The sequence below is a fragment of the Streptomyces jeddahensis genome, from assembly GCF_001642995.1.
Lineage (GTDB): Bacteria > Actinomycetota > Actinomycetes > Streptomycetales > Streptomycetaceae > Streptomyces > Streptomyces jeddahensis.
Map to the genome: position 1 here is coordinate 20709 of NZ_LOHS01000043.1, position 20706 is coordinate 41414.

At 71.1% G+C, this 20706-nt stretch carries 13 protein-coding genes and 3 pseudogenes; 7 read left to right on the top strand and 9 right to left on the bottom strand.

The features are described 5' to 3' along the window. Positions 1–193 precede the first annotated feature (193 nt). Positions 194–656: pseudogene (locus tag STSP_RS36675) on the top strand (Ig-like domain-containing protein); the annotation flags it as partial. Positions 657–794: 138 nt separating this feature from the next. Here the strand turns inward: STSP_RS36675 and STSP_RS05810 are convergent. Together STSP_RS05810 and STSP_RS39995 are read right to left on the bottom strand one after the other, a co-directional pair. Continuing rightward, on the bottom strand, positions 795–1925 hold the full coding sequence (locus STSP_RS05810) for an SGNH/GDSL hydrolase family protein (RefSeq protein WP_067273052.1): 1131 nt from the start codon (positions 1923–1925) through the stop codon (positions 795–797). A 969-nt stretch (positions 1926–2894) separates the two neighbouring features. Next, positions 2895–3014: pseudogene (locus STSP_RS39995) on the bottom strand (tyrosine-type recombinase/integrase); the annotation flags it as partial. Between STSP_RS39995 and STSP_RS36680 the strand changes: the two are divergent. Then, positions 3010–3096, top strand: a pseudogene (locus STSP_RS36680) (PIN domain nuclease); the annotation flags it as partial. The pseudogenes STSP_RS39995 and STSP_RS36680 overlap by 5 nt on opposite strands. 67 nt (positions 3097–3163) lie before the next feature. On the opposite strand, the gene STSP_RS05820 reads toward STSP_RS36680, so the two are convergent. Further along, positions 3164–3811, bottom strand: coding sequence for a response regulator (locus tag STSP_RS05820; RefSeq protein WP_067272972.1), 648 nt, complete (start codon positions 3809–3811; stop codon positions 3164–3166). Further along, positions 3802–5022 (bottom strand): sensor histidine kinase, encoded by a 1221-nt coding sequence (locus STSP_RS05825; RefSeq protein WP_067272975.1) that lies wholly within the window; start codon positions 5020–5022, stop codon positions 3802–3804. Before STSP_RS05825 ends, STSP_RS05820 begins: the two co-directional genes overlap by 10 nt. Before the next feature lie 109 nt (positions 5023–5131). Here STSP_RS05825 and STSP_RS05830 point away from each other — a divergent pair, with 109 nt between their 5' ends. Continuing rightward, a complete protein-coding gene (locus tag STSP_RS05830; RefSeq protein ID WP_198547274.1) occupies positions 5132–6745 on the top strand; it encodes a serine hydrolase domain-containing protein in 1614 nt (537 codons plus the stop codon). Between the two features lie 197 nt (positions 6746–6942). Here the strand turns inward: STSP_RS05830 and STSP_RS05835 are convergent, their stop codons facing one another. Continuing rightward, a complete protein-coding gene (locus STSP_RS05835; protein ID WP_232789536.1) occupies positions 6943–7998 on the bottom strand; it encodes an MBL fold metallo-hydrolase in 1056 nt (351 codons plus the stop codon). Between the two features lie 315 nt (positions 7999–8313). Between STSP_RS05835 and STSP_RS05840 the strand changes: the two genes are divergently transcribed. Beyond that, a complete protein-coding gene (locus tag STSP_RS05840; protein ID WP_078066918.1) occupies positions 8314–9825 on the top strand; it encodes an MDR family MFS transporter in 1512 nt (503 codons plus the stop codon). Between the two features lie 38 nt (positions 9826–9863). Here STSP_RS05840 and STSP_RS05845 read toward each other — a convergent pair whose 3' ends face one another. Next, positions 9864–10913 (bottom strand): NAD(P)/FAD-dependent oxidoreductase, encoded by a 1050-nt coding sequence (locus STSP_RS05845; RefSeq protein ID WP_408646232.1) that lies wholly within the window; start codon positions 10911–10913, stop codon positions 9864–9866. 117 nt (positions 10914–11030) lie between these two features. Between STSP_RS05845 and STSP_RS05850 the strand changes: the two genes are divergently transcribed. Beyond that, positions 11031–11654, top strand: a complete 624-nt coding sequence (locus STSP_RS05850) for an XRE family transcriptional regulator (RefSeq protein ID WP_067272981.1) — start codon at positions 11031–11033, stop codon at positions 11652–11654. A gap of 137 nt (positions 11655–11791) precedes the next feature. Here the strand turns inward: STSP_RS05850 and STSP_RS05855 are convergent, their stop codons facing one another. Together STSP_RS05855 and sigJ are read right to left on the bottom strand one after the other, a co-directional pair. Next, positions 11792–13024, bottom strand: coding sequence for an NAD(P)/FAD-dependent oxidoreductase (locus tag STSP_RS05855; RefSeq protein ID WP_067272983.1), 1233 nt, complete (start codon positions 13022–13024; stop codon positions 11792–11794). Between the two features lie 119 nt (positions 13025–13143). Continuing rightward, entirely contained in the window at positions 13144–14091 is a 948-nt protein-coding gene (gene sigJ, locus STSP_RS05860; protein WP_067272986.1) for an RNA polymerase sigma factor SigJ, read from the bottom strand. Between the two features lie 323 nt (positions 14092–14414). On the opposite strand from sigJ, the gene STSP_RS05865 reads away from it, so the two are divergent. Both STSP_RS05865 and STSP_RS05870 read left to right on the top strand, forming a co-directional pair. Further along, positions 14415–15458, top strand: a complete 1044-nt coding sequence (locus STSP_RS05865) for a glycoside hydrolase family 5 protein (RefSeq protein ID WP_067272988.1) — start codon at positions 14415–14417, stop codon at positions 15456–15458. Positions 15459–15656: 198 nt separating this feature from the next. Then, positions 15657–16550: a hypothetical protein gene (locus STSP_RS05870; protein WP_067272991.1), complete on the top strand. Its 894-nt coding sequence runs from the start codon at positions 15657–15659 to the stop codon at positions 16548–16550. A gap of 45 nt (positions 16551–16595) precedes the next feature. Here the strand turns inward: STSP_RS05870 and STSP_RS05875 are convergent, their stop codons facing one another. Then, positions 16596–20417, bottom strand: coding sequence for an nSTAND1 domain-containing NTPase (locus STSP_RS05875; protein ID WP_067272994.1), 3822 nt, complete (start codon positions 20415–20417; stop codon positions 16596–16598). Positions 20418–20706: the final 289 nt, after the last annotated feature.

Genomic DNA, 20706 nt, shown 5'->3' on the forward strand with positions numbered 1-20706 from the left:
CCACGCCCATATCGCCTGCGTGCATCGGCAAACAGGCGGTTCCCCCTGATTCCCGACCGCGCACTGCCGGAATCCCGCAGGGCGGCCGGCAGCGCCCCGACGGTACGTTCGGGCGCCGTGCCCAGCGTGCCCGTAAGAACGGGCAATAACGGTCAACAGCGGCTCGTCCGACCAAGGGCTCTGCTGCCTTTGGCAGGTCCCGGCGGGCGAGCCTGTGCGGGCCGAGGCCGCGGGCGGCAGGCTCACCTCGGTGACCGTCACCGACGCCGAGAACCATAGGCTCGCCGGCAAGGTCGCGGCCGACGGCCGGTCGTGGCTCTCCGCCCGCAAGGTCGTACCCGGCGCGGCGTGCACGGTGACGGCGGCGACCCGGACCGAGGGCGGAACCACCAAAAGCACCAAGGCCACCTTCACCACGGCTCCGGCAGAAAGGTCAACAAGGTCGACTGGTGACCGGGCGCCGACACCACCGTCGGCTGCACGACCACCTTCACATCGGCGCCCAGCAGATCGTCAAGGTCGACCTCGACGGCCACCAGCTCACCCTCGTACGCGACGGCGAGACGGTCCGGCGCATACCGGTCTCCGGCGGCACGTCCGGCGGTGACAAGCGCTCCTGGCGCGGAACCGCCGTACTCATGGCCAAGGAGGGCACGCAGCAGCGTGAGCCCGCGGGGGCACGGTCCTCGGAGCGGCCGGGGTCTGCACCCCCCGGCCGTCCGTAGCCGAGCCGAACAGGCCGCCCGCGACACCGCGAGCGGCCTGCTGCTTGAGTCAGGTCTACTGACTTACCGTCAGCTCTCCTCGCTCGTACGGCGCCTGCGCGCGAAGTAGACCGCGGCGGCGCCGGCCGCCGCGACCGCGAGACCGGCACCCGCGAGGACGGGAGTGCTGCTCGACGCGCCGGTTTCGGCGAGATCTCCGTTCGAGGTCGGGTCGTTCGCCCCCGTGTCCGTGCCGGGCTCGGGCGTGGCCGACTCGCTGGGGGCCGGGGACTCGCCCGCACCAGGCGTGGCCGACTCGCTCGGGGCCGGGGACTCGCCCGCACCGGGCGTGGCCGGCTCACTGGGGGTCGGGGACGCGCCCCCACCGGGCGCGTCGCTCTCGGCGAGCACCGCCGCGAAGGTGCCAGCGATCACTTTGTGGCCATCGGCGTTGGGGTGCGGGTCCTGCTTCGTGCACGCCCAGGTCAGCTGGCAGATCTTGGCCACGTTCGCCGGCACCTCGCCCGCGCCGGGCACGTTCACCTGGGTGGTGAAGTCGTCCGAGGAGAAGGCCCCGGCCACGTCCGCCACCTTGAAGCCGGTGGACTTGTACACCTGGGTGATCCCGGTGTTGGCGGCCTTGACCAGGGGTGCCGACTCCTTGGCGGCCTGCTGCCCCGCGGCGCCCTGCAGCCAGGCCGCCAGGAACGGGTTGTGGTATGTCGAGCCCACGAACTGGGTGTTGTCCGTGCCGGCCTTGCGGAGCGTGCCCGCGATCTGGGCGAGGTTCTTCGCCATGGTCTGGCTCTTGCTGTTCAGGCACGCCCTGTCGAGGGTGCCGGCCGGGCTGACGCAGTTAAGGAGGATGTCGTTGGCGCCCACGCTGAGGGTCACGTAGGCGACCTTGCCCTTGTGCTGGGCCATGGCCTTCAGGGCGGCGTCCAGTTGGGACTTGGCGTTCGGGTAGTCGCACGTTCCGCCGTTGATCAGAGACTCGGTGGTCTCAGCGGTGCAGCCGAGGCGTATGTGCTTCAGTCCGGGGATGCGCTGCTTGAGCTGCGCGTAGAGCTGGTCGGTGTAGGCGACGTCGGTGTCCTTGTCGACGTCCGGCTGGTAGCCGGTGGTCAGGGAGTCGCCGAGCGAGATGTAGTACGTGGTGTCCTTGCCGTCGGTCGCCTCATCGGCGGTGGCCAGTCCGGGCGTGCTCAGCACGATGGTCATGGCGGAGATGGCCAGCCGGGGGCCGAAACGCTGAAGGGATCTCATCACTTACGTGCGCTTTCCAGTGCGTTGGGGGGTTGGATGGTGAAAGGCATTGGCGTGAAGCGTGGCTGGAAGCGGTGAAACTCAACCCCTACGGTTTTCGGGCATCCAAAGAAGCCCTGGTGAAGGCGTAGGGGGAATGCGGCCTCCGTGAGCTGCTGGATCTGCCCGACTGCGTCTCGGAGGTGCGGGCTCAACCTAGCAAGGGTGACACCGACTTGGGTATGGGGAGCCGATAAAGGAACGGTCACACGACACGTGTAATCATCAGAAAGGCGCGACTGGCGGGGAATTGGTGACCGGACCCGTTGGTAGCCATTCGCTGAGTGATCGACTGGGTGGCGAATACTCCTCGCGGGCAGGCCACCACCTGCACACGAACTGAACCGCTCCGGGGTTCGGTTGAGACTCTACGGGTTGGGTTCAGCTGCCGGTGGGGATGTGTTGAGCGTAGTAGTTGGCCCCTTGTTCGACGGGCCGAATGACACCGGGCCTCGTGTCCGGCAGGCCGAATGGCACCGATCGCAGAATGCAGACGCTGGAGTTCAATCCGGTCCACCCATTCCGCGGAGTTGGACAGCACACGGCAGATCGACTCGACCCCGAACACCTTCTTGAACTCGTCGATGAACGCTACTGAGCTTGAACTCGGGGTGTTGCGTGAGTAATTCGGGGCGGAAGGCGAGCCCGGTTTCCGCGAGACAGCCGTCGAGGAGTGCTGGACGGTACTGGATCTTGCGAAGGCCCTGGCGGACGGTGCTGGTGCGGTGGCTCCCAGGGGCACCCGCTGTTCGGCCGGGGTGACGGTGGCCGGGTAGTCGGGCTTGGTCCCTCGCCGATCAGCCACGTGCGCAGGGTGTACGTCTGGCTGGTCGCGCCCTGCGGCAGGGCGTACTGGTTGATGTACGCCTGCGACGGAGACCGCAGCTCCTCCGGACGCATCGGACCGTACGCGCCGAGGTACACCATGAGCCGCCACCGCATACCCACCGCCCCGGCGAGGGCATCGGCCTGGGCGACGGTCGCGATGCGCCGCTCAGCCGCGCTGCATCGCGACCGGGACTTCGAGTGCATCGCCGCCGTCACCGGCCAGGCACTCCAGTGGTACGGCCCCGATGCCGGCAAATGAACCAACGGCGAGCGTCGGCCGTTTCCGAGGAAGCCCGACCAGACGTCTGGCGACCGCTCGTCGCCGGTCATCCGCGGAGGTAGGTGAGGACGGCGAGGACGCGGCGGTGTCCGTGGCCGTCGACGTGGAGCTCGAGTTTCTGAAGGATGTTGCTCACGTGCTTGTTGACCGCTGCCTCGGTGACGTACAGCTCGCGGGCGATGGCGGCGTTGGTGCGCCCCTCGGCCATCAGGGCGAGGACTTCGCGCTCTCGGGGGGTGAGGCGTTGCAGGGGGTCGCGGCGGCGGTTGAGGAGTTGGCGGACCACCTCGGGATCCACGACCGTGGCGCCCGCGGCGACCTGGGCGACCGCGTCGACGAACTCGCTGACGGCGCTGACGCGGTCCTTGAGGAGGTAGCCGACCCCGGTGTCGCTGCCCAGGTCGAGCAGATGGGCGGCGTAGGACTGCTCGATGTACTGGCTGAGCACCAGGACCGGCAGGCTGGGGCGCTCCTGGCGCAGGGTGACAGCGGCGCGCAGGCCGTCGTCGGTGTTGTCCGGTGGCATGCGGACGTCGGTGACGGCGATGTCGGGACGATGTTCCCGCACGGCCGTGATCAGGGCGTCCGCGTCACCGACGGCGGCGAGCACCTGGTGGCCGAAGCGGGTGAGCACGCCGACCAGGCCGTCCCGCATCAGCGGGGAGTCCTCGGCGAGTACGACGGTCAGTGGCATGGCAGCTCCACGTGCATCAGGGTAGGCCCGCCCTGAGGGCTGGAGATGCGGAGTCTGCCGTCCGCCACGGCGACGCGGTCGGCCAGGCCGACGAGGCCGGTACCCGCCTCCGGTGCGGCGCCGCCGATGCCGTCGTCGCTGACCGACAGAGCCAGAACGTCGGTGTGCAGACGGGCGTGCACCTCGACTCGGGTAGCCCTGCTGTGCTTCACGGCGTTGGTCAGAGCCTCGGCGATCACGAAGTACGCCGCGGTCTCCACGGAGAGTGGCAGACGACGAGGCAGGCGGATGTCGACCGTGACGGGCAATGCTGAGCGCCCTGCCAGGTTCTCGACCGCGGCGGCCAGACCGTGGTCGGTGAGCGCCTTCGGATGGACGCCGCGGCTGAGCTCCCGCAACTCGTCGACAGCGAGAGCGACCTGTTCCTGTGCCTTGGCGAGCTGGCCGGCCAGCGGTGAGTCCGGCTCGGTGTCGAGGGCGGCCAGGCCGAGCATCACGTTGAGGGAGACCAGCCGCTGCTGCGCCCCGTCGTGCAGGTCCCGCTCGATGCGGCGCCGTTCCGCGTCGAAGGCGTCGACCAGCCGCGCCCTGGAGGCCCGTACGTCCGTGAGCTCGCGGCCCAGTTCGCTGTCGCGCGGCGCCAGCATGAGACGGGTCACGGCCGCCCTGGCGCCGGCCCAGGCAGTGATGGTGTACGGCGCGGCGGCGAGCAGGCAGAGTCCGACGATCACCAGCGGCCAGGCTCCGGGGTCGTCGAGGGGCGACATGATCACCAGCACGGGGACGACCAGGGCGAAGCCCAGGACGAGGAAGTCCATCCACCACAGAGCGGTCGCCGACACCGCGGTGAAGCCCAGCTCACGCCAGGTCGCGGGCTCTCGCAGCCGGGTTCGTACCCATCCGACGAGTCCCGCGTGTTCGGGGGCCCGGTGCGGGTCCGGCACCGGGTCGAGGTCCACCAGGCGCAGGCGCCACCGCTCGAAGCGGGTGACGGCGACACCGGACAGTGCCACACCGAGCAGGATCGGCACCCCTACCAACACGACCAGCGAGACGACCCCTGCGACCAGCGCGACCACGAGGATCGCGCCGGCGACGGCGCCGAAGACCACACCGGACAGCAGATAGGCGAAGGACCGCCAGGGCCAGCTGGAGCCGAGCACCTTCAGCGGGTTCTGACCGAGCGCCTGCCAGGCGGTCCGATGTCGCATCCCTCGAACCTACCGAGCCGGGGATCTTGGGGCAGTAGTGCGTGCACTACCTCTGAACTCGCGTGTGCGCCCGTGCGCCGGGCGGGGAGGGACCGGTGCACTGGGCTCCATGAAGCTGATCACCGCCCCAGCTGGCATGCGTCGCAGACTCGGCACCGTGCTGGCCGCGCTCGGTATCGCGGTCGCGGCCACCGCCGTACCGGCGGCCACCGTCATACCGGCGGCCGCTGCCACGCCGGCGGCCTCCTCGGCCCCGCGGTCCACCGCCGCCCTGGATCCGGCCTCGATCGACCGATTCGTACGCGACTACCTGGAGCAGACCCGTCTGCCGGGCGCGGTGGTCGCCGTGACCAAGGGCGACCGGGTCGTCCACACCGCGGGGTACGGGCACACCGCGTCCGGGCAGGCCATGACGGAGCGGACGCGCCTGCCCGTGGCGTCACTGTCGAAGTCCATGACCGCACTCGCCGTCATGCAACTGGTCGAGGCGGGCAAGGTCGACCTGGACCAGCCCGTGCACCGCTACCTGCCCGAGTTCACCCTGGCCGACCGGCGTTCCCGGGAGATCACCGTCCGGCAGGTCCTGACCCAGACCTCCGGGATGGCCGACTCCGCCTACCCGGACCTGACCCGCGCTCAACCGCGCACCCTCGAAGAGGCCGTCGCCGCGATGCGCGAGGCACCCCTCGCCGCCGCGCCGGGCACCCGGTACCGCTACCACAACCCCAACTACTTCGTCGCGGCACGCCTGGTCGAGGTGGTCAGCGGACAGCCCTTCGCCGACTACCTGTCCGCCAAGCTCTTCGATCCGCTGCGCATGACGCACACCGCATCCCTCGACTCGACCACCGAGATGCCCGACCGGGCCCGCGGCTACGTCCGCGCCTACGGCACGGTGTTCTCCCGTCCGCACCCCCGCTGGTTCGCCGCGGGCGGTCACGGTGTCGTCACCACGGCCGACGACCTCTCCCAATGGCTCATCGCCCAGAACAACCAGGGCGTGTCCGCCGACGGCCGCCGTATCGCCACCGCACGCACCGTCGAACTCACGCACACCCCACCGAAGGCGCCGAAGGACACGGACTACGGGATGGGCTGGTGGCGGAACCAGCAGGGTGACGGGCCCGAGCAGATCCAGCACAGCGGCCAGCTCCTGACCCACAACTCCATGGCCACACTGCTGCCCGACAGCGGGATCGGCATCGCGGTCGTCACCAACACCGGCCTGATCGCGGGGGACGACGCCGCCCAGATCTCGATGGGCCTCGTCGACCTCGCGCGGGGCAAGAGCCCCGAGGTGGCGAAGCCTTTCTCGATGACGGCCGACTGGGTCCTGGCGGCACTGACGCTACTGGCGGCGGGCCTCGGCTTCCGCGGTGTCCGGCGGGCACCCCGATGGGCGCGGCACACCACACAGCGGCCATGGTGGCGAACGGCCCTGCGGTTGCTGCCGCAGGCGCTCCCGATCCTCTTCCTCACCCAACTCGCCTCGCTGCTCGGCCTGCTGATGAACCGCTCCGGAACCCTGGCACAGACCACCTACGCCTGGCCGGCCCTCGTCGTGTGCGCGGCAGCCGGGGGCCTCGCCTCCACCGCGGTCATCACCGCCCGGGCCCTCGCTCTGGTCCGTCACCGCCGACGCGCCCGGCAGGGAGCCGGGGGCGACGGGGTTGACGAACCACTCGGCACACGAGACGGGCATCAGGCCCTCCGCCCCGCCTGACGCCGGAACTCCACCACGACGTTGATGCCGACGGGCAGATGACAACAGGCGGCAGGAGGTCAGCGCGGCCCCGGAAGGGTTCGCGCTGACCTTCCCCATGTCGCCGCCTCCGGCACAAGCCTCATCCCAGGGAGCAACCCCGGACCAGGCCGGAGGTGGGCGGTGCCGTCACCTTCCGAGGGACCCTGGGGCGGAGTTCAGCAACACCCCTGCACCGACGCGCCGTACGAACGTGAGTCGCCCGCCGCGTCGCCCCCATCGTCGCCCCCTTCGGCGTCGGCGAGCCGCCCGCGGAGCATGGAGTCCATCACCGCCATGTACCGCTGCGCCCGCGTTCGGCCGAGTACGAAGGGATTCGCGCCGTCCGGCCGGCTGCGGAGCTCCTCAAGACGCTGAAGGCCGTGGTCGTTGGGGTGGTTGGACAACTCCACGTCCACGTTCGCCTGCCTCATCCGCGCCCGGAAGGAGTGGATGGACGCCAGGTAGGTGCGCAGTTCCGTGACGGTGGTGGGCGGGTTGGTGCCGCCCCACAGCATGGCCGTGTGCCTCTCGCGGCCCGCCCGCAGTGGAATGATCGGCGAGACGGTGCCCGGGGTGTGGCCGGGAGTGTGGTGGAGGCGGATCGTCGTACCGCCGACCGTGAGCCGTTGTCCGTCCGCGATCTCCAGGTCCCTGGTGGGGGCATGGGCCGGGCTGGTGCGGCCGACGAGGTCCCAGTCGGCCGGCGACATCAGCACACGCGCTCCATAGCGGTCGGCAAGATACTGCGCGCCTCCGAAATGGTCCTCGTGCCCATGGGTGACGACGATGTACCTGATCGTCCCCGGATCGGCCCCCACCTCCCGCAACCCCGGGACCAGTACGCTCTCGGCCTCCGCGGGGGAGGTGAGCGCGTCGATGAGCACGATCCCGTCGTCGGTCAGCACCGCCATCGCGGAGACCCAGCCCACGCTCAGCATGGCGAGGTTGTCGAAGATCTTCAGCGGCGCCGGAGCGGGCGGGCGGGGGAAAGGGAAGCCAGGCGTCAGCGCGTTCACGAGGGCCAGCAGGACCGGGTCCTCTCCGGCCAGGCGGCGGGCGCGGTCGTAGTGCTCCCGTCCGTTCGCTCCGGCGGCCACGGCCGACGAGCCGAGAGCGACCGACCCGGCACCGGCAGCGAGTCCGAGGACGGTGAGTCGGCCGAAGTTACGCCTGGAGAAGCTGCGCCTGGAGAGGGGTTCGGCCGCACCGTCGCGGCGGGGTAAGTCCGTCACGGTGGTTCTCCTGGTGATGGTCTCGGCAGGTGATGCGAACCGGGACCACGATAGACGTTTACGCCGTTTACGCCGAGAATCCGGACCGCTTGTCGGGGTGGAGCGGCTGACGGATGCCTTCACGGACGCCTTCACGGATGTCTTCGTTGAGTAGACGATAATTCGGGCGAAATCTGCGCAACGATGCGGAACACTCGGGCCGGCCGATGAGTTCTGCCAGCCGCGCCGGTCTTCACCGGTGCCACCACCCACGTCCATGCCGGCGGCCCTTGGCTGCGAGGCGACTGAGACCAGGAACCCCAGCGAGGTGCTGCCATGTCAGCTGCGATCCAGGAACGACCGGCCGTGCAGGCGGGCCGCACACCGACGGTGGTGCGGCTGCTGGTACTGGCGACGTTCGTGGTGATCCTCAACGAGACCATCATGATCAACGCGATCCCGCGGTTGATGGAGTCGTTGCACATCACCGAGCAGTCGGCGCAGTGGGTGTCCACCGCGTTCATGCTCACCATGGCCGCCGTGATCCCGGTCACCGGCTGGTTCCTGCAGCGGGTCACGACCCGTCAGGCCTACGCGACGGCGATGGGCGTGTTCCTCGCGGGTACCGTCCTGTCAGCCGTCGCGCCGTCCTTCGAGGTGCTGCTGCTGGGCCGGATCGTGCAGGCCGCAGGCACAGCCGTGATGATGCCCCTGCTGATGACCGCGTTGATGATCGTGGTGCCCGAGCACGACCGCGGCCGCGTGATGGGCAACGTCACCCTGGCGATCTCGGTGGCGCCCGCGCTCGGACCTGCCGTGTCCGGGCTGATCCTGCAGGTCGGCTCCTGGCGGATGCTGTTCGTGGTCGTCCTGCCGATCGCGGCTCTGGTGACGCTGTTCGGGCTGCGCAAGGTGGAGGACATCGGCGACCCGCAGGTGAGCTCCATCGACTGGCTCAGCGTCGGCGTGGCGGCGCTCGGCTTCGGCGGCCTGGTGTACGGCCTGAGCCTCTTCGGTGGCAGCGACGGCAGGGTCGGGCTCGGCGTCGGCATCGTCATCGCCGGGGTCGCGACCATCGCGGTTTTCGTGATCCGCCAGCTCAAGCTGCAACGCACCGGTGTGCCTCTGATGGACCTGCGCACCCTCGGGCACCGCACCTACAGCCTGTCCTTGGCCCTCCTGTCCATCGGCTTCCTGGCGATGCTCGGGGCGATGATCCTGCTGCCGCTGTACCTGCAGAACCTGCGCGGGCTCAGCCCACTGGAGACCGGCCTGCTGGTCATGCCGGGCGGTCTGGCCATGGGCCTGCTGGGACCGACCATCGGAAAGATGTTCGACCGGTTCGGCAGTCGGCCCCTGGTGCTGCCCGGCTCGATCGGCATGGTGCTCGCCCTCGGCGGGTTCACCCAGGTCTCGATGACGATGCCGTACTGGCAGGTGCTGGGGCTGCACGCGCTGCTGATGGTCAGCCTGGCGGCGACGTTCACGCCGGTCTTCACGCTCGGCATGGGCGGGCTCCCCCCGCACCTGTACTCGCACGGCAGCTCGATGCTCGGGACGTTGCAGCAAGTCGCCGCGGCGTTCGGGACCGCGCTCGTGGTGACCGTGATGTCCGCGCGCACCAGCCACCTGGTCGCCGACGGCGCCGCCGCCGCGCCCGCACAGGTGAGCGGGATGAGGCTGGCCTTCGGCGTCACGACCGCCCTCGCCCTGGTGACGATCGTCGTCGCGGCGAAGCTGCCGCACCGGATCGCGGACGCCGGCACCCAGGACCACGGCAGCCCCGACCACGGCAACGCCGACGCGGACCCGGCCGCCGACGGGCACCCCGGCAGCGGAGCGGCGTAGGAGTGCGCGGGGCCTGGGGATTCTCAGGCCCCGCGGCGTCAGGATGGGAGAGCGGCGTCGGGTGAGGCCTGGCGAGCGCCGTGGCGTGAGGCTCGGAGAGCGGCGTCGGTGTCGGCGGCGGCGAGGTCGGCGTTCATGTGGGCTCCTGCCAGGGCGCCGGCCGCTGCGGAGGCGCCGACCTGGGCCATCAGGTCCGTGGCGTTGCCGGCCACCCACACGCCGGGAACCTCGGTGGTGCCGGCCATACCGGTGGAGAAGTGGCGGCCCATCCCGCCGGGCAGGTCCTGCATCGGCAGCTTCAGCTCCTCCAGGCCGTCGGTGCGGGCCTGCATGCGGGTCGCGACCGCGAGGACGCGGCGGGGCACAAACTCGCTGTCGGCCAGGCGCACGCCCGTGATGGTGCCGTCCTCGGCGGCTTCGATCGCGGTCACGGGGGTCTCGACGACGCGGATGCCGCGTGCGGCGAAGCGTGCGCGGGTGTCCTCGTCCGGGTCGGTTCCGCGGGTGAAGTAGACCAGGTCGTCGGTCAGCTGACGGAACAGCAGCGCGTGGTGGACCGAGGCCGGTCCCACCGCCAGCACCCCGATGGGTTCGTCGCGCACCTCCCAGCCGTGGCAGTACGGGCAGTGCACCACACCGCGCCCCCAGTGCGCGGCGAGCCCGGGGATGTCGGGAAGCTCGTCGCGCAGTCCGGTGGCCACCAGCAGGCGCCGTGCCTGCAGGGTGCGGCCGTCGGCCAGCGTGACGGTGAAGCGCAGGTCACCATCGGCAGCGGCGGCAGCCGGGGCGGCGGAGACCACCTGCCCGCCCACGACCAGGCCGCCGTAGCGGCGGACCTCCTCGCGTCCCTTCCGCAGAAGCTCGGATGGCGGCGTGCCGTCCAGACCGAGCAGGCCGTGCACGCCCTCAGCGGGCGCGTTGCGCGGGGTGTCGCTGTCGATCACGACGACCGAGCGGCGGGAGCGGGCGAGCATCAGCGCGCCGTTCAAGCCTGCGGCGCCACCGCCGATCACCACGGCGTCAACCGTCTCCTGCGGCAGCTTGTCCATCATGTTGTCCCTGGTGGGCTCGGCAGAAGTCACAGACATGGGATGCACCTTTTCTTCGCGTTCTTCGTGTTCTTCGCGTGAGTGGGGACCCGGACACGGGCGGGCTCTGCGACGACCGTAAGCTCTTGCTTGCGCCTTGGGCATATGATGTTGCCTATGACGCAAGAAGATGGCGAGCTGGACAGCCTCGTACGCAAACGGATCCGCGCCCTGCGGGTGGCGCAGGGCTGGTCGCTGGAGGCGCTGGCCACCCGGGCCAACGTCAGCCCGTCCACGCTCAGCCGCATCGAGACCGGTCAGCGTCGCCTGGCCCTCGACCAGCTGGTCACCCTCGCCCGCGCGCTGGACACCTCTCTCGACCAGCTGGTCGAAACGGCCACGGACGACGTCGTCTCCAGCCCGATGATCGACGCAGCCCACTCGCTGATGCGCTGGACCGTCAAGGCCGAGCCCGGCATGACCGTCGTACGTCAGCGCATAACGAACCCGCCGCCGGACAATCCCGCGCGCATGCGCGCGCACCCGGGCCGTGAATGGCTCGTCGTCCTGTCCGGCACCGCGATCCTGCTGCTGGGCAACGGCCGCTTTCGGGTCGAAACCAATCAGGCCGCCGAGTTCCCCACCATGCTGCCGCACGCCATCGGCGCCGACGGGGGACCGTGCGAGATCCTGGGCATCTTCGACCGCGATGCACGCCGCGGCCACCAGCGCGGCGAAGACGGTACGCAGACGAAAACAGCCGCAAGCCAGGCCAGAGTCGCTCCGCCGACCTCCTCCTGAATCTCCAGGTCGGAGGCAACCTGCGCGACGTCAGGCGGTCCGACGTGGACGACGTACCGAGCGCGGGCACCGCTCCGCCGCAGGTCAGCGGGCGCCCTCGCATCGAGGGCGCCCGTTCCGATGTGCGAGTGTGCGTGTCAGGCCGGTGCCTTGACCGCCGAGCCCGCGCGGGTCGGCTCCCGCAGGACGCGGCGGCGCCGGATCGGCATCCCGAACGTCGGGTTGGCGACGCCCCAGGCCGCGCCCTTGCAGACCAGCTCCTTGTAGACGGCGGCGATACGTCCTGTCAGGGCCGCCCGCACGGCGCGGTCGTCAGCGGTGACGTACTGGATCAGGCCTTCCTTGCGGCCCAGTGAGATGCACTGGTTGAAATAGCGGATCGGCACGTTCGGGAGCTTCCCGCCGGTCAGGCGCGCCGCGATGGCTTCGGCGGCCTGCCACGCGGTGAAGCCGCCCGAGGCGCACGACATCCGCAGCGGCTTGTCGCCGGGCCCCATCGCCATGGCCGCGTCGCCGATGGCGTACACGTCCGGGTGCGAGATCGAGCGCATCGTCCGGTCGACCACGATCTGGCCGGTGTCGGCGACCTCCAGGGCGGTGGCCGGCGCGATCGGGTGGACGGCGAAGCCGGTGGTCCACACGGTGACCGCGGCGGGGATCATCCTGCCTTCGGCGGTGGCGACATGGTCGGCCTCGACGGCGGTGACGGCGGCGTGCGCGTGCACGGTGATGCCGAGCTTGTCGAAGACCCTCCGCAGGTGCCGGCTGCCCTTGGGCGAGAGCCAGTCGCCGAGGCCGCCGCGGGCGACCAGGGCGATGTCGAGGTCCGGGCGGGCCTCGGCGATCTCGGTCGCGGCCTCCAGGCCGGTGAGACCGCCGCCGACCACGACCACGGACTGCCCGGCGTCCAGACGGGCCAGGCGCTCGCGCAGCCGCAGCGCTCCGGCACGGCTGGCGATCTCGTGGGCGTGCTCGGCGGTGCCGGGGACGCCCTGGTCGTTCCAGCCGCTGCCGAGGGCGTACACGAGGGTGTCGTACTCCAGTTCTTGGGCTTCTTCGGCTTCTTGGGCTTCTTGGGCTTCTTCGGCGCCGGTCGCGTCGAGGACGGCGACGACCTTGCGGTCGACGTCGACGCCGGTCACCTTCCCGAGCTTCAGTTCGACGCCGGTGCCCGCGAACATCTCGCTGAAGGGCCGGGGCTTGAGGAACTGGCCGACCGCAAGCTGGTGCATCCGGACGCGCTCGACGAAGTCGGGCTCGGCGTTGACGAGGGTGATGGCGACGTCTTCGCGGCGCAGCCGCCTGGCGAGGCGCCCGGCGGCGACGGCTCCGGTGTATCCGGCTCCGAGGACGATGATGCGGTGCTGCATTTCCTCGCTCCTGTCTGCTCCTACGTCGGCGGGTCGCCCCTTGAACCGGGCGGCCCGCCGTTTCCTGACAGGAATGCGCTGTGAAACAGGTCACATCTCGATCGTCTGGATCACCGGGGTCAGAAGGCGGCGCGGAGCAGGGGTTCGCCGTGGTCGGCGGCCGCCCATCGCCGGGTCGCGCGTTCGAGCTTGTCGGGGTTGGCCTGGTTGCGGACGGCGGCGATGCCCTCGGCGGTGACCTCCAGGCACATGACGCCGATGACCCGGCCGTCGAGGACCGCCACGAGGGCGGGCTCGCCGTTGGCGGTCGTGGCGTAGACGTCGGGCGAGCCGCCGACCAGGGCGCGCTTGGCCTTGCTGGGCTTGAACAGGCCCCGCATGAACGTCGCCACCGCGAGAGCGCCCTCGAACGCCTTGGTGCGGGCCGGGACCTTGCCGCCGCCGTCGCCGATCGAGACGGCGTCCTGGGTGAGCAGCCGCACGAGCGGCTCGGTCCGGCCGCTGGCGGCGGCCGCGAGGAACTCGTCGATGATCCGCCGGGCGGCGGCCTCGTCGATCTCGGCGCGGGCCTTGCCGTCCGCGACGTGCTTCTTGGCGCGATGGAAGATCTGCTGGCTGGCTGCCTCGGTGATGTCGAGGATCCCGGCGATCTCCCGGTGCGGATAGTCGAAGGCCTCCCGCAGTACGTACACCACGCGCTCGTTGGGCGAGAGGCGCTCCAGCACGACGAGGACCGCGTACGAGACCGATTCGCGCTGTTCGGCGGTGTCGGCCGGGCCGAGCATCGGGTCTCCGGCGAGCAGCGGCTCGGGCAGCCATTGGCCCACATAGGTCTCGCGCCGCGCGCGGGCCGAAGTGAGCTGGTTGAGGCACAGGTTGGTGAGAACCTTCGTCAGCCAGGCCTCGGGGACCTCGATGTGGTCGGCACCGGCGGCCTGCCAGCGCAGGAACGTCTCCTGCACGGCGTCCTCGGCCTCACTCGCGGAGCCGAGCAGGCGGTAGGCGATGGCCTCCAAGCGGGGCCTGGAGGCCTCGAACCGTTCCACGTCGCTCATGGTGAGGGCCATGGCCCGGATCCTAGACGTGCCAGGCGTCGTGAGGCAGGGGGGCACCTCCCGGACGGAGTCTGGGGGAGGGACTCGGACTCACTCGCCTAGCTGTCGCGGCGCGCGACGACCGCTGCACTGCGGCCCCCGGTGGCTGCTGCGTCCGGCACAGCCGGGCACCCTGACGGGCCTCAGGCGCCCTGTCCGGCCGAGCCCCTGAATGAAACTTTGTGTGCAGAAGTGTTGACCCCTGTTCGAATTGTCTTCTAGTTTGCGGGAGCCATTCGAGCCGCCGCTCTGTGTCCGCGAGTTTTCGCGAATGCAACTGCTCAGAAAGGGATGTCGTGTCACGAAGAAACCCTCGCCGGACAGCGTGCCTCGGTGCACTGCTGGCCTGCGTCACGGCATTCGGCGGAGCACTCGCCTCCCCCGCGTCCGCCTCCCCCGAATCCACCTCATCGCCCGAGGCGGCGGTGCCGCCCGTCAGCGACTTCCACGGGGTCAACTGGGCCGACCCGCGCGACAACTACGCCGATGACGCGGTCGTGCCCTCGGGCCTGTCCACCTCCGACAGTTACGCCACCGTCTACGCCAAGTCCGAGGCGATCATCAGCGGGTTCGCCAAGCTGGGCGCCAACACCGTCCGGCTGCCGGTCAACCCCACCTCCGTGAACGGCCCCTTCTGGAAGTCGTACCGGGGAGCGATCGACGCCGCCACCGACCAGGGCTTCAAGGTCATCCTGGGCTACTGGGAGGCCGACAACGCCAAGGACGGCAAGATCGACAACCAGGCGGCCTGGGACCAGATGTGGGCGCGGATCACCTCCGCCTACGGACGCAACTCCAAGGTGTACTTCGAGCCGATGAACGAGCCGTTCGGCTACACCGCGCAGGAGTGGACCGACATCGCCGCGAAGTGGGTCCAGGCCCACGGCAACGTGCCCCGCGACCGGATACTGATCGGCGGGTACAAGTACAGCGAGGACGTCAAGCCGGTGTGCGCCGACCCGCGCCTCAAGGGCACCCGTCTCGCCCTGCACAACTACGGCTTCTGGCACACCGACTGGACCAGCGTCGACCAGTGGAAGCAGGACTTCAAGCAGCGCATCGGCGACTGCGCCTCGCGGACCATCCTCGACGAGTTCGGCGCCACCATGACGTCCGGCCTGGACTACAACGGCCCGGTCAACGGCTCCAACGAGATCGCCTACATCCAGGCGGCCACCGACACCATCCGTGAACTCGGCCTGGGCTCGGTCTACTGGCCCGGCCTGCGCAACGGCGACACCTACTCCCTCACCACCCTCCAGGGCACGGGCACCGACCTCAGCCTGAAGGTGAACAACCAGAGTGGGCTGGACCGCCTGCACTGGGCCTGGAGGCAGTAACCGGCGATGACCGGCGTGACCCCCGGGGCGTCCTCGTGGCTGAGCCACGAGGACGCCCCTTTTCTGCGACCACCGGGCGTTGTTCACCGCTGCGGAACGGGTGGCTGAACAATCCGTGTCCGCGCTGAACTGGGCCTACGGTGCCGGGATCCGGCCCGCCAAGACGGGATCGCAGCGCGCACGGAGAGAGGTCGTTGGATGTTCAAAAGGGGCAGCGTCACCGTGCTGGCCGCCGGGCTGGTTCTGGCCGTCGGCGGCTGCGGGAGCGGTACGGACGAGAAGGCCGCCCACGCGTCCGGCAAGAAGTCGGCCGAGCCGGCACCGGCACGGCCGCCGTCCAAGGAACTGGTGGAGTGGGTCGGCGGCATGTGCGAGTCGACGAGCGCCCTCAAGGATCTTCGGGCGGAGAGTGCGGCCGATCTGAAGGAAATCCGCGAGTCCGGGCAGTCCGCCCAATTCCTCGCCGTCAGCTACCTGTCCCAGACACCGACGGCGGTGGAGGACGTGGAAAGCGATCTGAAGGGCCTCGACCCGTCGGGCGTTCCCGCGGCAGACCGGCTGCTCGACGCCTGGCTGAAGAAGCTGAAGGGCGTCACCGCCGAACTCGACGAGGTGTCGCCCGGTGATGCCCTCGACGACGCCGAGGGCATCACCGCGGGCGTCGACAAGCTCGTTCAGTCCCTCACCCCGCCCAAGCCCGACCTGCCCGCGCTGACGAAGAAGGATTCGCAGCTCGCGGCCGCGTACAAGCGTGCGGAGCAGTGCGCTCCGGGCTGGAAGCCCGGCGAGGAGGCCGAGGACACGGCCTCGCCCGCGCCCACGGGCCCGCTGCCCAAGGCGGCGGACGGCAAGAACACCGACGCGTGCTCGGACGGCGAGTGCGAGGTCCTGGTGACCTCGCCGGGGTGGATCACGGCGAACGGGCTGGACGTGCATGTCATCCCGGGGGACGACTCCGTCACGTTCGAGACGCCGAGCTCCGTGATGCGGCTCGGTGGCGCGGGCGGTGTGGCCAAGTGGGGCGACGATCTGAAGGTCACCGTCGTCGCGCAGAACAAGGACGGCGCCGTGCTGAAGTTCACCGTCCCCTAGTTCACCATCCCTTGAGCACCCCTGACGGCCCTGAGCCCTGCACGCTCAGCGCCTCCCGCACACCTCCTGGTACCCGAGTCGCGGCAGGTGCTCCTCCCATACGGCGCGGGTGAGGACGCCGCCGGTGCGGTCGCAGACGTGGTCCGCCGCGCGGTCCGCGTCCAGGGTCCACACCCGGGCCGTCAGGTCGTAGCTCGCGGAGGCGAGGGCGTCGCCCTCCGGGCTGAACGCGACGGAGGTGACGGTCTCGAGATGGCCGGTGAGTTCCTGGCCGGCGGGCTCGGCACGGGCCGGGTCGGCCACGTCCCACAGGCGCACCGTGCCGTCCTCGCTGCCGGTGGCCAGAGTGCGGCCGTCGGGGGCGAAGGCCACGGTCCTGACCGGCCCGCGGTGTCCGGCCAGCTCCTCCCCCACCGGGCGTGCCCGGTCCGCCTGTTCCACGTCCCACAGCCGCACCGTACGGTCGTCGCTGCCCGTCGCCAGAGTCTTCCCGTCCGGGGCGAAGGCCACCTCGTTGACCTGCTCGTCGTGCCCGGTGAGGGCGGTGCCTGCGGGCCGTGCCCGCGCCCCGTCGCCCACGCGCCACAGGCGCGCAGTGTCGTCCTCGCTGCCGGTGGCCAGGGTGCGGCCGTCCGGTGCGAAGGCCACGGACGTGACGGCGTCCGTGTGGCCGCGCAGCGGTTCGCCGAGCGGCCGTACGCGGTCCGGCCGCCGTACGTCCCACAGCCGCACCGTGTCGTCGCCTCCACCGGTGGCCAGCGTCCGGCCGTCCGGGGCGAACGCGACGGCGAGGGCGCCACCGTCGTGCGCGTCCAGCGGTTCGCCGAGCGGGGCGGGACGTTCGGGAGCTGAGACATCCCACAGCCGTACGGTGCCGTCCGCCGAGCCGCTGGCCACCGTACGACTGTCGGGGGCGAACGCGACGGCCAGCACCTCGTCCTCGTGGCCGGTGAGCGTCCGCAGGAGGCGGCGCGGGCGGTCCGGCCGGCGTACGTCCCACAGGCGGATCAGCCCGTCGTCGGTACTGGCGGCGGCGAGCAGGCGGCCGTCGGGGCTGTAGGCGACGGCGGTCAGGGGGTTGGTGAAGTCGGTGAGGACGGTCGGCGGCCGGTGCCACAGGCGGACGCTGCCGTCGGCGCCGGTGCTGGCGAGGGTACGGCCGTCGCGGCTGAAGGCCACGTCCCACACGGCCTCCGTGTGGCCGGTCAGGGGCTCCCCGAGCTGCTGCGGGTAGGCGGGGTTGGCCACGTTCCACAGGATCGGCGCGTCGTCCTCGCCCGCGGTCGCCAGGGTCTCGCCGTCGGGAGTGAACGCCACCGACATGACGGGCGCGGTGTGCTCGGTGAGCGGTTCGCCCAGCGGCTTCAGGCGGCCCGGGTCGGATGCGTCCCAGAGCCGTACGGTCTCGTCGAAGCCGCCCGTGGCCAGCGTCCGGCCGTCCGGGGAGAAGGCCAGCGTCCAGACGGGGGCGGTGTGGGCGCGCAGCGGCTTGCCGAGCGGTGCGATCCCGGTACCGTCGTCCTCGCTGAACCGCCACATCCGTACGGTGCCGTCGTATCCGGCCGTGGCCAGCGTGTCCCCGTCGGGGGCGAAGGCGACGGCGCGGACGCTGCCCGTCTCGGACTCGTGGGCCTGGGCGGGCTCGCCGAGCGGCGCGGGCCGGGCCGGGTCGCTCAGGTCCCACAGCCGTACGGTCCCGTCGTCGCCGGCGGTGGCCAGCGTCCGGCCTTCGGGGGCGAAGGCGACGGAGACGATGTTCTCCTCGTCGTGGCTGATCAGCGGCCTGCCGAGGGCGCGGGGCCGCTCCCGGTCGCGTACGTCCCACAGCTGGATGCCGCCGCCTTTGCCGGTGGCCACCAGCAGGTCTCGGTCCGCCGGCGCGAAGGCGACCGCGCCGACCGGGCCCGTGGGGAGTCGCAGCGGTTCGCCCAAGGCCCTCCCGGCGGTGTCCCACAGCCGGACCGTGCGGTCGTGGCCGCCGCTGGCGAGGGTGCGGCCGTCGGGTGCGTACGCCACGGAGCTGACGACACCGTCGTGCCCGGGCAGCCGCGTGGCCAGCACCCGGCCCGCGTCCGAGGCCAGCCGGGTGCGCAGGTCCGGTGTGGAGCGCATGCGGTACGCGGCGACGTCGAGCCGGGCGGCCAGCCCGGCGTCGGTCTCGCGGACGCGGTCGGCCTCGGCGGTGAGACGGCCGAAGACGGCTTCGTCCCGCTCGGCCTGCGCCGCTTCGCGTGCCTGGAGGGCGACGACGGCGGTGCCGGTGGCGAGCAGCACGAGCGCGGCGAGTACGGCCACGACCGTGCGGCGCAGTCGCGCGGCGCGGCGCCGGCGCCGGATCGAGGCGGTGAGGAACTGCCGCTCCAGCGGGGTGAGTTCCTCGCTGCGGTGGTTCTCCCGTGCGGCGTCCTGCGGGAAGGCGTCGCGGGCGGCGTGCAGACGGGAGCCGGCGTAGAGCGCGGCGTTCTCCCGGCCGAGCGCCTCCCAGGTGCGGGCCGCCTCGGAGAGCGAGCGGTGGACGCGCAGCCGGTCGCGTTCGGCGTCGATCCATGCGCGCAGGCGGGGCCAGGCGGTGATGAGGGCTTCGTGGGCGAGGTCGACGGTGCCGTCGTCGAAGGTGATGAGGCGGGCCCGGACCAGGCGTTCCAGTACCACTCGGGTGTCGGCGGGGCTGGCGAAGTCGAGTTCCGCGTGCTCGGTGGGGCGACGCGTGTCGGGTGTGCCGTCCCCAGGGGCGACGAGGCGGAGCAGGATGCGGCGGGCCAGCTCGGCCTGCGGCGCGGTGAGTTCGTCGTACACCTGCTCGGCCGTACGGACGACGGCGCCGTGAAGCCCGCCGGCCGCCTCGTACGCGGCCTCGGTCAGGACCCGGCCGCTGCGGTGGCGCCAGGTCTCCAGCAGGGCGTGCGACATCAGCGGCAGTCCGCCCGGTGCGCCCTCGACCTCGTCCAGGAGGCGGTCGGTCAGGGAGCGTTCGACGATCAGGCCGTCCGCGGCGGCCGGGCGGACGATGGCCTCCCGCAGCTCCGCGCGGCTCATCGGCCCAGCGAGCAGCGTGGCGTCCTGCAACGCGGCGGTGAGACCGGGGTGTTCGGCGCAGCGGCCGAGGAAGTCGGCCCGCACCGCGATGACGACGCGCAGCCGGCTGTCGGCGTCGGTGGCGGCGACGAGGCGGTCGATGAAGGCGTCCCGGTCGGCCGGGTCGGCGCCGAGGGTGTACAGCTCCTCGAACTGGTCGACGATCAGCCAGGTGTCGGCATCGGTGCCGGGTACGGGCACGAGCCGGTCGGCGTGCGTGCGCAGCGGGTCGGCACCGGGTGTGAGGATCCGTACGGCTGCGGGAGGGGTCTCGCGGTCCTCGCCGTCCCCCGGATTGCGCAGTCGTGGGATCAGGCCGGCGCGCAGCAGCGAGGACTTGCCGCTGCCGGAGGGGCCGAAGACGGCGGTGAAGCGGTGCTTGCGGTTCAGCTCGGTCAGCCGCTCCACGAGCTGGTCGCGGCCGAAGAACAGTTCCGTGTCGCCCGGTTCGAACCGGGTCAGACCGCGGTACGGCGGCCGGCAGCTCCCGTCGTCGGCGGCCTCGGCGGCCAACTCGGCCGACACCTCGCGCCAGCGCCGCTCCCACTCGATCACGTCGCCGCCGCACGCCTTGACGTAGGCGAGCGTCACCGCGCGCGTGGGCAGCTGCTTCCCGGCCGCCGCCTGCGACAGGGTGGTCACCCCGTACCGCGCCCGCTGGGCCATCACCCGGTACGTGGGCTTGCCCGCGGACTCGCGCAGCGCGCGCAGTTCGGCGGCGAAGCGCGGCACCGGTCCGGCCGCCGGATCCAGCTCGCCCTCGGTGCGCCCCGGCCCTGGTTGTCCCGACACGTGCCCGCCCGTCCCCTCTTTCACCCTCGATGGACTTTCCGACGAATCGGTAGGCAGGACACGGGGGTTCACTCATTCCTCACGCTTCCTCCCGATCCCCGTTCGTTCGGTTTCGCGCCTTCAGGTTGTTCAGCGCCGGGAGAGGACCTGCTGAACAACGGCGTACGGCGGTCGAATGACTCGAGGGACGTGGCCCGGACGGGCCATGGCGCGGTCCGAGCCCCGCGAGGGGAGGGTTCGGGCCGCTCCCCTGATCCGCAGTCCACACACTCACATCCGCAATCCGCAC

Bases quoted from the DNA above. Each gene is read 5' to 3' on its own strand.
- STSP_RS05810 (WP_067273052.1), bottom strand. From the start codon at position 1,925: ATGACCATCGTGCTGAGCACGCCCGGACTGGCCACCGCCGATGAGGCG.
- STSP_RS05820 (WP_067272972.1), bottom strand. From the start codon at position 3,811: ATGCCACTGACCGTCGTACTCGCCGAGGACTCCCCGCTGATGCGGGAC.
- STSP_RS05825 (WP_067272975.1), bottom strand. From the start codon at position 5,022: ATGCGACATCGGACCGCCTGGCAGGCGCTCGGTCAGAACCCGCTGAAG.
- STSP_RS05830 (WP_198547274.1), top strand. From the start codon at position 5,132: ATGAAGCTGATCACCGCCCCAGCTGGCATGCGTCGCAGACTCGGCACC.
- STSP_RS05840 (WP_078066918.1), top strand. From the start codon at position 8,314: ATGTCAGCTGCGATCCAGGAACGACCGGCCGTGCAGGCGGGCCGCACA.
- STSP_RS05845 (WP_408646232.1), bottom strand. From the start codon at position 10,913: ATGTCTGTGACTTCTGCCGAGCCCACCAGGGACAACATGATGGACAAG.
- STSP_RS05850 (WP_067272981.1), top strand. From the start codon at position 11,031: ATGACGCAAGAAGATGGCGAGCTGGACAGCCTCGTACGCAAACGGATC.
- STSP_RS05855 (WP_067272983.1), bottom strand. From the start codon at position 13,024: ATGCAGCACCGCATCATCGTCCTCGGAGCCGGATACACCGGAGCCGTC.
- sigJ (WP_067272986.1), bottom strand. From the start codon at position 14,091: ATGGCCCTCACCATGAGCGACGTGGAACGGTTCGAGGCCTCCAGGCCC.
- STSP_RS05870 (WP_067272991.1), top strand. From the start codon at position 15,657: ATGTTCAAAAGGGGCAGCGTCACCGTGCTGGCCGCCGGGCTGGTTCTG.